The sequence below is a fragment of the Rheinheimera sp. KL1 genome (assembly GCF_001275035.1).
GTDB lineage: Bacteria > Pseudomonadota > Gammaproteobacteria > Enterobacterales > Alteromonadaceae > Pararheinheimera > Pararheinheimera tangshanensis.
The window spans coordinates 186,687-199,976 of record NZ_LAMX01000019.1 but is presented as its reverse complement, the minus strand read 5'-3'; the positions used below and the strand labels follow the sequence as shown (position 1 = coordinate 199,976).

The 13,290-nt window shown below is 42.5% G+C and carries 11 protein-coding genes; 3 read left to right on the top strand and 8 right to left on the bottom strand.

What is annotated here, in order from left to right; genetic code table 11:
• Positions 1–2: 2 nt before the first annotated feature.
• The 6 genes from WH43_RS10630 to WH43_RS10605 all read right to left on the bottom strand — a co-directional run bounded on the left by WH43_RS10630 (position 3) and on the right by WH43_RS10605 (position 6,849).
• Complete coding sequence (locus WH43_RS10630) at positions 3–1,085, bottom strand: KpsE/RkpR family capsule polysaccharide export protein (RefSeq protein ID WP_053424578.1); 1,083 nt, start codon at positions 1,083–1,085, stop codon at positions 3–5.
• Positions 1,082–1,747 carry an ABC transporter ATP-binding protein gene (locus WH43_RS10625; RefSeq protein ID WP_053424577.1) on the bottom strand — a complete coding sequence of 222 codons (666 nt, stop codon included), beginning with the start codon at positions 1,745–1,747 and terminating at the stop codon, positions 1,082–1,084. The genes WH43_RS10630 and WH43_RS10625 overlap by 4 nt, the downstream gene beginning before the upstream one ends.
• A complete protein-coding gene (locus WH43_RS10620) occupies positions 1,744–2,532 on the bottom strand; it encodes an ABC transporter permease (RefSeq protein WP_053424576.1) in 789 nt (262 codons plus the stop codon). Before WH43_RS10620 ends, WH43_RS10625 begins: the two co-directional genes overlap by 4 nt.
• Positions 2,532–4,274 carry a polysaccharide biosynthesis/export family protein gene (locus WH43_RS10615; RefSeq protein WP_286049665.1) on the bottom strand — a complete coding sequence of 581 codons (1,743 nt, stop codon included), beginning with the start codon at positions 4,272–4,274 and terminating at the stop codon, positions 2,532–2,534. Before WH43_RS10615 ends, WH43_RS10620 begins: the two co-directional genes overlap by 1 nt.
• A 57-nt stretch (positions 4,275–4,331) precedes the next feature.
• On the bottom strand, positions 4,332–4,655 hold the full coding sequence (locus WH43_RS21085; protein ID WP_053424574.1) for an RT0821/Lpp0805 family surface protein: 324 nt from the start codon (positions 4,653–4,655) through the stop codon (positions 4,332–4,334).
• A 205-nt stretch (positions 4,656–4,860) separates the two neighbouring features.
• On the bottom strand, positions 4,861–6,849 hold the full coding sequence (locus tag WH43_RS10605; RefSeq protein ID WP_053424573.1) for a capsule polysaccharide biogenesis protein: 1,989 nt from the start codon (positions 6,847–6,849) through the stop codon (positions 4,861–4,863).
• Between the two features lie 106 nt (positions 6,850–6,955).
• Between WH43_RS10605 and WH43_RS10600 the strand changes: the two genes are divergently transcribed.
• The 3 genes from WH43_RS10600 (at position 6,956) to WH43_RS10585 (ending at position 11,159) form a co-directional block, all read left to right on the top strand.
• On the top strand, positions 6,956–7,993 hold the full coding sequence (locus tag WH43_RS10600) for a glycosyltransferase family protein (protein ID WP_053424572.1): 1,038 nt from the start codon (positions 6,956–6,958) through the stop codon (positions 7,991–7,993).
• On the top strand, positions 7,990–8,982 hold the full coding sequence (locus WH43_RS10595) for a glycosyltransferase family 29 protein (RefSeq protein ID WP_053424571.1): 993 nt from the start codon (positions 7,990–7,992) through the stop codon (positions 8,980–8,982). The genes WH43_RS10600 and WH43_RS10595 overlap by 4 nt, the downstream gene beginning before the upstream one ends.
• Positions 8,983–9,362: 380 nt before the next feature.
• A complete protein-coding gene (locus tag WH43_RS10585) occupies positions 9,363–11,159 on the top strand; it encodes a glycosyltransferase family 2 protein (protein WP_082335746.1) in 1,797 nt (598 codons plus the stop codon).
• Positions 11,160–11,314: 155 nt separating this feature from the next.
• On the opposite strand, the gene WH43_RS10580 is transcribed toward WH43_RS10585, so the two are convergent.
• Both WH43_RS10580 and WH43_RS10575 read right to left on the bottom strand, forming a co-directional pair.
• Entirely contained in the window at positions 11,315–12,262 is a 948-nt protein-coding gene (locus WH43_RS10580) for a UDP-glucose 4-epimerase family protein (protein ID WP_082335745.1), read from the bottom strand.
• Complete coding sequence (locus WH43_RS10575) at positions 12,259–13,281, bottom strand: WaaS/CpsH family glycosyltransferase (protein ID WP_053424567.1); 1,023 nt, start codon at positions 13,279–13,281, stop codon at positions 12,259–12,261. The genes WH43_RS10580 and WH43_RS10575 overlap by 4 nt, the downstream gene beginning before the upstream one ends.
• Positions 13,282–13,290 lie beyond the last annotated feature (9 nt).

Below are 13,290 nucleotides of genomic sequence, written 5' to 3'. Positions count from 1 at the left end.
GGCTAATCTCTGTGATCACGAATTATGGCTCTGGCCAAGTGAGCTATTGCAGCCAGAAAAATAGCCAGCAATATAAACACAACAATGTTGTAGCCACGATTAGGCTCTGTTGAATATTCAGGTTTCGTCGGGTACTGCAATACCGACACTTGTTTTAACTTACGCGCAGCTTCAACCCGGGTGGATTCCAAAGTTAACAAAGCGTTTGAATATAAATCCAACGCAAAACGGGCCTTTAACTCCAGAGTTTGGAACACAGAAGACACCTGGTTTAATGCAGTGCCACCTTCAGTCGCCATCTTTTTCTTTTCCTGTGAGATTTGCTGCTGCAATGCCAGAATTTCACTATTAATCCGCACTATTTCAGGTGAACTGGCTTTTTGATAACTGCTGGCCGACTTTTTACGGGCCTCTAACAAAGCAAGCTGACCTTCAAGCTGGGACACTATGGCGAAAATAGCATGAACAGTGCCAGTAGGTGACACCAGCCCCTCTTTGTTTTGAAAAGTGAGCAGTTCGTCTCTTGCCGCAAACAACCGTTTTTCGAGTGTGCTCACCTGTTTTTCGATAAAAGCAACCTGCTCTTCTGCCAATCGTTGTCCCATAAAGTTCATATGTTTTTCGCCCTCATCCAATAAGGTTTGGGCTATTTGCTGCGCCATTTCCGGGCTGTATGCCTGCACTTTTACACGCAGCACAGCGGCGTAGTCATCAAACACAATATCGATACGGTTTTGCATGTAACGATGCAGGTTTTCAAGTTCGGTATTTTCGTCATCTAAGCGCGATAACCAATCAATATCTGTGTTGGCATAGTGAGCCCGGATATTTAATTTATCCTGTAGCTTTTTAAGCATATCGACAGATTCAAGGTGGTCTTTTAACAGCAGAAGATCTCCTGAGCCCTGAGTACCGGATAATAATGACGAAAGATTCATACCAGCCGGGCTAATTTCCGGGCTTTGTAACACTATATGAGCACTTGACACATACCTGTCTGTCGCCATTAAACTCCAGTACACCACAGCCAAAAAGATGGCGACAAAACATAAAACCCAATGCGGTTGTGATTTAAACCTGTTCATTCTTTACCTATGCTTTTGTGATAGTCGTTAATAGCATCATCTAATTTGTCGTACCAGATGGCTTTGCCCTCATGCAGCCAAAGCCCTGACTGGCATAAGTCTTTTAAAATTCCCGTGCTGTGCGACACCATAATTAAACTGGCACTGCCAATACGATCGCGAAAAGCCTGAGTGGCTTTGGCTTTAAAGCTTGCATCCCCCACTGAGGTGGCTTCATCTGACAGGTAGACGTCAAAGTCGAATGCCAAAGATAAACCAAAAGCTAATCGGCTGCGCATACCACTGGAGTAGGTTTTTACCGGTTGGTCGAAGGCTTTGCCTATTTCGGCAAAGTCCTGAACAAAATTGATAATCTGTTCAATGCGCTGCTCACCACCATGAATTCTGGCGACAAATTTTACATTCTGCCGGCCAGTCATTGATCCCTGAAAGCCACCGCCTAAACCTATAGGCCAGGACACTTTACAATCTTGCAGTATTTGACCTTTATCCGGAGTATCCATACCGCCCAGTAAACGTAATAAGGTTGACTTACCGGCACCATTGCGACCGACTAAGCCTACACTGACCCCACGGGGAATACTAAAATTAACGTCTTTGAGTACCCAATCTCCGCCAAAAGGTCCGTGATACCTTTTGTACAGGTTTTTGACTTCAATCATTGCGCCAGTAACCTCGCTTTAAAGCGGATTTGCAGCATTAAGCCAAGCAGAACCAATGATAATGTCCAAAACACTAAATACTGCAAACTGATGCCTTGCATCAATTGATAACCAGGGAAGAATGCTGAACGCATTAATTCAACCGCGTGGAACAGCGGGTTGTACAAGATAAAATCACGTACTTCCCTTGGTAAAAACTGTATCGGGAACATCACGCCAGACAACATATAAAGCGGCATATTTAATATATTAACAAACTTGCCAAATTCCTGTGTTGAGGTGACTGGCACTGAAAGCACCAAGCCGATACCAAAACCAAAACACCACATAACAAACCAGATAAACACTGCAAAAATAGCATCTACCGGAACTATAGATATACCAAATATCATGGCGCCAAGTATTACCAAGCCAAATACCAAAGTCTTTAACAACCCCTCCAGCACAGCACGAATTAATATGGTGTCGACCGGATGTACTTGCCGGTAGGCAAATAGGGCTCTGTTAGAGGTTATAGCGTTGATACTGCGGTTCATTACAACGCTAAACAATAAAAACGTGACCATACCCACAATAAACCAGGGCATAAACTCAGCACCATTAATGTATTTGACGCTTCCCATTAAATAGCGTAACCCGACAAAAATCAGCAGATGGGCAATAGGCTCTAAAAATACCCATGCCCAACCTAACCGATCTCCGGTAATACGAGCCATGGCTTCGCGCATAAAAAGCGCGTGCCATACATGCAGAGTAACCTGTAACGGGCTACGTTGCTGAAACATTACAGATCCAGTGCCACTTTGGTTGCGACCGCAATCTGATAAAGAATTTGGGTGATAGAAGTTGCCAGCTGAACGTTTTTACTGCTGACGGCTGGCAGGATCAATATTTCATCGCCTGGTAACAACTCAACTTCTCCAGAGTCGCGCACTTCACCATTTTGTCGGACTATTAACACTCTGTCTTTGTCTGCATGCTGACTAAAACCGCCTGCTCCAGTGATGTAGTCACTGACCGACTTACCTTTCACATACACGACAGACTGAGGAACATAAACTTCACCTGTCACTAAAATAGCATCGCTACGCGGCGGCAAAGTAATGATGTCGCCATCTTGTAAGCGCAGATCCATGATTTTGTCATTATGAGCAACCACTAACCTGCCATTTGGTTTTACTTGTCTGGCTTTTTCAACAAAGGTCGTAATGAGCTCTGCTTCCCGAACCCGTATAGCCGATTCTTCCACAGTGGCAGAAGGTGCACCTAAATAGGTTGTTTCAAGGCGACGTAGGCTTTCTAGTAGCGACTGACGCTGACGCTCAGCCACACTTAAACGACGGATAGAAACACTTTGATAAGCGGTATCCTGTGGATCTATCGCTATGCCGTTTAACAACTCATGCAGAGTGGCATCTTTTGGTAAAACAAAATGGGATTGACCTAAGTAACTGCCTTCCAACTGAACCACTATATGATTGTCACGTTGGTCAGCAAAGAACATCACCTCGTCGCCATCTGCTACTTCTAAAGAGGCAAACTCATCTAATGCTTTATAGCTGCTATAGGGGCCTGTGCTGCGGCTACCTCTTAACAAAACATGAGAGACGCCCGGGTTGAGCTTCGCCAGTTCAGTAAGTGTCTGACCAAATAATTTCTGCTGATTTAACTCGTAGTGATAAGCTCTGCCAACATCACCATGCACAGTCACTACTGGTCCGCGGGCTTCAACAAAAATGGTATCACCATCCTGTAGTTGGCCATGTGGCATTTTACCTGTTAGTAAAAAATCATATAAATCAAGCTGAGCAATCACATTACCAGAACGTAAAATACTGATATGGCGATAGCTGCCTAAACGTTCATCTATGCCTGAAGCCTGATCCAAAAAATACAAAATAGAATCGCTTGGTACACCAGCGTAACGTCCTGGCTTTGTTACATAACCAGTAACAAACACTGCAACAGGCTGAACTCCTTGCAGGTTGGTATAAACACTGACTTTATCAGAGTAAACCTGACGTACAGCTGCACGAACAATAGTATCCAACTGACCGTGACTTACTCCCATTACCTGCACCGGACCTATGGTTGGAATAAAGATATTCCCCTGAGCATCTACAGGCAGTATGCGATCAACCTCTACCGCGCCCCATAATCTTAATGTGACTTGATCACCGGGTAATATTTTATAAGAGGGATTTAAACCATCTGCCCGAACGCCACGAAAACCACCTGTGAATAAATCTGCACCAAAAGGTTTTATGGTCGCCATAGCATCTTCGGTCAGCTCAGGCACTGGGCCATAAGTACCCTGCTGCCAACTAGTTCTGCTAATAGGTTCCTGGACTTGTGGGGTTTGCTGCACTTGAGCCATGTCCTGAGCGCGCAGGTTTTGGGACTGCTGAGCTTGTAAAACCTGCGCCTGTTGGGCTTGAGGTAAATCACCGAAGCTTTGCGCTTCGACATGAAAAAAACTACTTAACAACGCAATAGCCGATAAGACGGAGGAAGAGAATTGTTTCATAAACATTGTCCGCTGTTTAAATATGGATGCAAAAGCCAGAACATTCAGCTGGCAATGTTATTGTACTGAATTCTTAATTAATGCCCTGGTGGCACCCCAACGTTCCGAGTCATATTGACAAAATAACATAGGTTGCACTGATTGATTTGTCTCAACCAAAACTGAAAGGCAAGTACGGCCAGATGCAGAAAAATAGCGTTCAAGAACTTGCACTTGAGCGTCCCCTCCTTGAGGGCCCCGTTCCATAAAAAAAGACTGTCCAACAGTGGCGTCTTGTAAAAAGTTCGAAATATTTTCCGGTAAATAACTGACTTTATGAAGATAGTCATCGTTTGAAGATACGGAAGAAAAAGGAGTGGTAGCACAAGAGGTAACTAACATGCAGCTCAACAACACAGTAAGGGCATTGGCTCTTGTAGTCTTAATAAGGGTCATTGAATCTTCATCCCAATTGAAAAAGCGCGCTAATCTAACACAGCTTAGCTGGACAACACCAGACAAAAACCTGAAGGCGAACATAGTATACCCATCAGGAATTGACAATAGATAATAGCCATATCAGTTGGCAGAATATTATTATTTTTACTTAAAAACGCTTAATAACCAATAGTTTACGTAAAATCTTTTGCCAGAAAGATAGACCTTTATAGTGCGCTTTGTTGCGTTCAAGTTCAGTCAGAGCAACTTCGGCACTGGTATAACAACCTGTCCGCCAATTTATATAGGTGGGATAAAGCAGCAAAGTAGCGGCAACTAACTGATTAACAGTTAAAAGTCTGCTTCGCCTCGCTACCGGATACATGTCGTTAGTTAACCCCCAACCTGAATAAAATGGCTGACCATAACACACAACCGGTACTCCACGGATCAATGCTTCAAATCCAGTCAGAGAGGTAAGAGTGTGAACTTCGTCGACCTGAGTCAGTAGATGAGCCATGTCTTCATCACCCAGAGTTTCGTTACAATAAGCTGACGCGTCACGGTCCGCCTGCCCAGCAATTCGCATACCAGCCTGAACATCGGGGTGTGGTTTATAGAGGATGTAAGCTTCGGGATTAGAAGAACGCACAGCCTGCAACAACTCAAGGTTGGTTTTTAATACCGGAGAACCAAGGCGGATCGAGGCATCGGTTTCAACTTGACCTGGTACTAAAATCACACGTTTTACTGCAGGTCTTTGCCAGTTAGATTGGCCGACGTTGTATTTAGTTAACTTTAGTGCAATCAATCTTGATATCAGCTGTTCTGCTCTTGCACATTCATCTGCGGTAAAAGGATGTGTTTGCAGCAACTGCTCTAATCTGGACGGCTTAGTGGCATTATAATAAATACCAACAGGATCAAACACCCATGATAGAGGACGGGTCATATCGACCCCTAGACCTACTGAACGAATAAAACCATCTTCAACCCGGATATGACTGATATCTGGACTTTCTCCCCAGACAATTTTGCGAGCACCTTGCGGTTCTGATTGTCCTTTTTTAAGTGTTGTTAGCTGAGCGCCCTGCAAAAAATGCTGAAAAATATTTTTTTTCCAGCGTGGCGGTTTATCCATATATAAGGGCGTACTAAACCTATTACGCTGCTGCCTTTGTAAGCCTATCCAAGCCATTAATCGCTCGGGTTCGCAGGGCTCTTTTGTTTCGGGGTCGATATATCTCGGATAACTGATCAGCGCTGCATAAACTAATTGTTCGATACTGATCTGACTCCTGCGATTTGGCGCTGTCAGATGATCTGTAGTTAATCCCCACCCTGCGTAAAAAGGCATACCAAAACAGTACACAGGTTTTTGCCAGAGCAAAGCTTCAAATCCCATCTGTGATGTCACACAAAATACAGCCTCGGCATGTTTTAGCAGATTAACCGGATGCACATCGTCAGCCAGGACATGAATGTGCTGTTTTTCTTGCACAGTTAACTGATCAAAATGACCTTTTTTCTTGCCTGCAAATACGTCTGGATGAATTTTTAACACAATTTTGTGATGGGGATAAAGTTCCACAGCTTGACGGAGCATAGTATGAAAAGAAGTTTCATTTGCTAAGCCATACCGAATGGATGCATCACCAAAAGTCTGATCAACAACCAGGATATAAGGTTTGTCAGTTGGAATAACAGCGTCAGGGCTGTGATTGTACTTAGACAACCTAAGTTCTTGCCAATGCAGCATTAACTGCTGTGATCTTTGTCTCTGTTCTTCAGTAAGAGGTTGTTTAATCAGGGTTTCAAGACGAGAAGCAGCTGATGCATCGTAATAAATTCCCACGTCATCCAGTACAACAGAAAATGGCGGTGATTCACTACCCAATAACACCGAGCGTAAAAAACCATCTTCAAGACGTAATACAGGTAAATTAAGTTTTTGTGCCAGCTGTTCAGCTTTTTCAGCAGAAGCTTTGCGGCCCCATGCAAGTACAGCAGAAACACCAGATACGGGTTTGTATAAGTGGTGACGTTGAATTTGAGCATTTAAAAGCACAGAGAGATATGGTGTCTTAGCCAATGCCGGTGAATTGCACAACAGGACACTCTGTGCACCGTAATTCAGTTTTATCCCCTGAAATGTCATAATCTCTCTCTGGTTTTCAATAAATATTGCTGACAAGCGCAACTTTCGGTTGTTATAGTGCGGCCGAATAACAAATTTAAAGTCTTTAATCAAAAGCGGACCCGATTTGAATCTTTTACGTTTTGCATTCGTTGCCTGTAATAAAAACCCTCAGCGTTTTATGTCAGACCCATCGTTTATCTATAGATGTGAAAATCTGGCTTTGGCATTGCAAGCTGCAGGCCACAGCACAGAATTGGTGCACTATACACAATTACGCGATTACGGGCAGTATGACGTCGTAGTTTTCCATCGACCGTCTACCAGGCTTTTTTTTAGTTGGTTTATCAATAAGCTAAAACGCAAAGGTTGTTTGTTAATAGCAGATGTCGATGATCTTATTTTTGATCCTCAGTTTGCACATGTCAGCCCAGGCGTAATAAACAAATTAGTAACATTGAAGCAAACTGAAAAAAACTTCCGTTCGAACGCGAAAGCTTTGTCCTACTTTGATAAATTGACCACATCGACCCGTCCCTTGATGGACCAGTTATTGCGATTGCAGCCAGACCGCAAGGTTCTGCTGTTACCAAACACTGCCCATTTGAGTTGGAATATGCTGAGTCATACTGATGTTGCATTACCAAAAGAGAAGATCCTGACCTACTTTCCTGGTACACGAAGTCACGATAAAGACTTCGCCAGTATTAACGATGTGTTGGCAGAGTTTTTATATCAATATCCGGAAGTAAAATTACATATAACCGGAGTACTTAGCTGCCAGTTAAGATGTCGACCTGAGCAACTGACTCAAGCGGAGAAAATACCTTTTGCCGACTATGCACGGCATGTTGCTAAAAGTTGGGTAAACCTGGCACCGCTTGAACCTAATGAATTCAATCAACATAAGTCTGGTATCAAAGCAATTGAAGCCGCCTTTTTTAACGCACCAACAGTAGCTACACCTATACCAGATATGCAGCGTTTAGCTGATGCCGGAGCTTTATTAGCGAACTCACCTAATGACTGGTTTGAACAACTAAGTTTGCTCTGTAATGATGACTACTATCATCAGCAAAGCTGGCTGCTGCGGGAAAAATCCCAACAAAAGGCTAATGTCATGCAACAGGCGCAAGCTTTTCTTGAGTTTACTGGCTTAGCATGATGGCAATTACAAATAAGTTTTTACAGCGCCCTGACTACTCAGCCTGTCAGTCGATTGATATTAAAAAACTGCGCACTCAAGCTACAACTCTCAATAAGCAGGGTAGTTATTGCATTGCTACGCTTTGGGCATTCAGAAAAGTATGGCAACGTAGCAAAAGCACAGCAGATTATGTTGCTTATCTGGCTTTCAGAAGAGCTCTTGGTTATCGTTTAACATCAACAAAAGCTAAAACCCTGAAAGCAATAACTGCAGCTCCCAAACGATGGCTGGATGGTATTTATGGACATCGCTGGCGTCAGGTGCAAATGCTAATCGCTGAATACCAGTTTTACACGAATCAGAACCTTACTACAGCAGGAATCCGAAGAGCTGATCGGGAGCTGGTGCAGTATTGGCGAAGCTCTCAGAACCTCTGGCAACAGCAATTGATACGTCATTTGAAAATAGCGCCCAGCATACAACTGGTAGGAAATAGTCCTAAACTACGTGACAGTGGTTTAGGGCCTTTTATAGATCAAGCTGATTGGGTGGTGCGCTTTAATCATTACAGCAGTGAACAGACCAAAGCAGAAGACACTGGATACAAATGCGATGTATGGGTTATAGCGCCGGGTTTTCGTGGCCCTTTTGTGCCCAATTGTGAATGGGTGCTGCTTAGTGGCCCTGATATGCTTTGGCAGCAGCAGCAATGGGGACATTTAAAAACACTAGCAGAGAAGAAATTACTCAGTATTCCCATAGAACAATGGCGACATCTTGTCAGACAGATCTCTGCGCCACCAAGCGCTGGATTGCTTGTTCTAGAGTATTTTACTGCTGTATTGGCTGAGAGACGTGCTCTTAAAATAGCGGGATTTGGCTATAATCCTGCCACTGAACAAGACTACCATTTAGCGCTATCAGGACACAAAGCTGTATCACGTCACAACTGGAATGCCGAATATCAGTATTTACAGCGCTGGTCGGACATGGAAGGACTGCATTAAAATGGTAAAAAACCACTCAGACCAAAACTTTCAGGTGAATTTGAATGCACCAGGTTGGTCTTTGAAACCAATTCAGAAGCAAAATATAGCTCTGACCGCATTAAAACCTATGCAATCAGGCTGGTATAAGCTGGTGCTTGAGGCTAAAAATTTGACGGCTAAGGAGTGGATGCTTAACAACCCAAGCATATTGGTTTACCAAACGAAAACCCGAACGGGGTTCCGTTAATAACCGAAAAAGCAGGACAACAATCGTTAGTGTTTTATCGCCATAACGAGCTAATCAACCTTAGGTTGGGTTATCAGGTCGATGGAGCAGACGAAACAGCTGTGTTAAGCATACAAGTAAAAAGGGTTTATCGATAAAAGCATGGGGTCACATGCTTAGATCTGTTTCCTACAGACAAAAATCTGAAGGAAAAAGAGCAAGCCATATTTATAGAATTACAAGAGCAAGACAAAAGAGAGCCGGTTGGTCGCAGGCTTTAGCAAAGTTAGTCAGAGATTACCAGCCTTTGCTAAGCCATCAATTAATAAGCTGCGAACCTTATCAGTATTGGCAAAGTGTTAAAGAACCAAGCCTAAGCTTACCATCACCAACACACACACGATTAAGCGTCCCCTACTTTAACCTGGTCTTAAAAGGCTCTGGGGATAAGAAGCAGATCATACATTCTATAGAAAGTGTCCGGTCACAAAGTTTTAATCACTGGCGACTTTATATATGCGTTTCGACAGTATTATCTAAAGAGCTACAACGACTTGTTCCGCCAGATGAGCGGCTTTTTTATCAGACTACAAGCCAGTTACGACCGGATTTAAATTCTCATGTTATGCTACTTCAGGCCGGAGACTTGCTTGCTCCTGATGCGTTAAGTGTCTTTTATGCATCTATTGACGATAAAGGAGCAGAGTACCTTTTATATTCAGATCATGATTTTATTGATAGCAAAGGGTACAGAGTAAGGCCTCAGTTTAAACCGGGTTGGAACCCTGACTTTTTGTTAAGCCATGATTATATAGGCCCAGCTTATACGGTACCGGCAAAATTCTGGCAACAACAGTATTCAAAACCGAATTGGTGGCAACAACCTGGTTATATATTGCTATTAGAGGCCATGCTTGAACAGAAAAAGCCATTGCCTAGTCTGGCCGTGACTCATCTACCTTTTGTACTTTTGCACCAGCTCATTAAGTCAGAGAGAGCTTATGACAATGAAGCAACAAAAGTCATCCAGTCTCTGATTAAACGATTAGCTGAGACTGAAAATAACAGCGTGTTGAATGTATATTCTGACAGGGATAATAATGTATTTAAGCTTCAATATTCGGTTTCAAAGCCCTGCCCTCTTGTCAGCTTACTGATACCAACCAGAGATGCGTTGCAAATTACCCGTAATTGCGTAGAAAGTATTCTGAAGAAAACTGATTATCCAAACTACGAAATTATTATTCTGGATAATCAAAGCTGCGAACCTGAAACTCTTGAATGGTTCGAGTTTATTGCAAGCGATAAGAGAGTAAGGGTGCTTCGTTATAACCATCCTTTTAATTACTCAGCAATAAATAATTTTGGCGTAAGAGAAGCCAGAGGTGAGCTTGTTGGCTTGGTAAACAACGATACCGAAGTCATTAACGCTAGCTGGTTGTCAGAAATGGTTCAGCATGCCGTCCGACCAGAAATTGGCTGTGTTGGCGCCAAGCTCTATTATTTTGACAACACGATACAACATGCTGGCGTGATCATGGGCTTATGGGGTTTAGCTGGTCATTCACACAAAAATTATCTTAAAAATGCAAAAGGTTACATGAATCGCCTTGTCGCTGTACACAATCTTTCGGCGGTCACAGCAGCGTGTTTGGTATTGAGAAAGGAGCTTTTTTTCCAGGTGCAAGGGCTAGATGAAGAGAATTTAGTTGTAGCATTTAACGACGTTGATCTCTGCCTCAAAGTTCTACAGGCTGGCTTCAGAAACTTGTGGACGCCTTACGCTGAACTCTATCATTATGAATCCAAAAGTCGTGGTAAAGAGGACACCCCAGAGAAAAAGCTCAGGGAAAAAAACGAAATCGAATTCATGCGGAGAAAGTGGCCGGAACAAACCAAACAAGATCCATATTACAGCCCTCACCTGACAAAGGTAAGGGAGGATTTTGGGATCGGGATTGAGTTATGAAGTTGAGGAATTATGATCACAAAGCCAACTTTAATCAGGCGAAAACATCAAATCAACTCTAGAAGAGCGGAATAAGAGTCAATATGGAGAAAACGGCTCACTAAAAATACTATAAACTAAATGTCTTATATCCTATATTTAATGTAATTTAGAGCCTATTTTTCAAAGCAACGACGGATACCATCCAGCACAGTAATTGGAGGCTTCCAACCCAGAGTTTGCTTGGTATGACTTATATCGACTTGTAAATCACCACATAAACGATCTATTACTACCTGCTTACCGATGAATTTTGCCGCTAACCTGAGCCAACTGACTGGCACCGACAAAAGCATTGGTATTTTGCCTGCTGCGTAGCTCATCATCTGAAGTAGTTCAGTCGTTGATATGTCATTATCATCGCTAACTAAAAATGTTTGGTTTGCTGCGTTAGGATGAGTCATACATGTGATAATAAAATCGACAAGATTATCCAAAGCCACCAGACTACGTTTATTGTGAACAGCACCTAACGGTAACGGAAGATTCTTCTGAGTCAGCGCTAGCAATTTACCAAAATTCCCCGGAGCATTTGGACCATATACCAACGGAGCTCGTATTATAACGACCTCCATTCCAGTTTCTAGAGCTATCTGCTGCAAGCCTATTTCTGCTTCAAACTTTGATACGGCTGCATCCTCAACAGGAAGAGGTCTATCCAAGATATCAAATGGTTTTATACTAGTTTGGCCATTTACACTGATAGAACTTAAAAATATAAAGCGTTTTACGCCGGTTGCATTTGCTAATCGGGCTAAATTCAACGTAGCGTCTCTGTTAACTCTATTATATTCTGCAACAGACTCGCCTTGTAGATGTGCTTTTGCGGCTAAATGTATCACCACGTCGCAACCAGTAAACCAATTACAGTCGTCAGGCCACATGCTTATATCTTTCAACAGCGGCATCTCTACATTTTCCGGTAGTGAAAACAAAGGGGTCCTGACAGGTGCAACAACTAAATACGCTTTTGATGCGAGACTGGCTAACAATGCTTTTCCTATGTATCCAGTAGCACCTGTCAGTAACACTTTACCCTGTTCCAAAAAAATACCCATACTCATTTAGAAACATCTAATTTTTCGAAAATCTTGCTCAACCAAACTTCCAGCGAATAATTAACCACTAAAGAGTCACTTGGGGCCTCGTAAAGCGATTGTATGTAGGCATCAGTTAAAACAGGAGCATTGCGATCTACTATGGCGATATTATTAGGATTATAAAAGTCATAATTAACAACATCAGCGTTGGTTGTAATTAGCTTTTTGCCAAACCCGAGCATTTCAATGGTTCGCATAGTCAAACCAGTTTGGTTTGGATGCTCTATATCAATAACTATACCGGACGAATTTAATACATCTTGAACTTCTTTCTTTGACAAAGAAGAGAAAGAAAAATCTTTCATAGACATTCCACTGAATTCAGAAGTAAACAGTTTACGTAACCAAAAAAACAGTTTTCCTGGGCAATACAAAAAAACAAATGTTTCCAATCCGCGCCGTTCAAATTCCTTTACTATTCTTTTAACGACTTTAGCCCTGTCGCTATGTGCTGAGCCAATAAAACACGCGGCATACTTAAATGATGTATTAACTTGTGGTACACCTGACACTCTGGCAAAAACCTTGGAATAGAAGAGTGGCAAAAAATTTGTCTGTGGGAAAAACTCTTTGTCGGTGCGGTCGAATGTAAATACTTGATCAAAAAAATCCAACACGCCCTGCGCATTCTTATTCTGAATAGAATCCCACATATAAAGAACTGTCTTCATTGCAGGATTTGTCGCTCTCAATTCTTTGACAAAGCTCGTACTCATTGTCTCTGGTGAAATAACAAAAAAGTAATCAAAAGGCTCGTTAACTGCAGTCTCAACTATTTTTTTGTGATGCTCACGGATTGTTTTTCTAATAAAAAACTTTAGGTTTAGTCTATTAAGAACTTTGGCAAAAGAGGATGAAAAAGGCCTCTCGTCATAATATTCTACAACAGCTCCCGAGTCTTGCAATTGAGATACTATTTCACTCTCGTAACCAAAGAAGGAGGGAGACATAAACAGTATACGTTTACCGGCCAGATATTTCATAAGTTACCA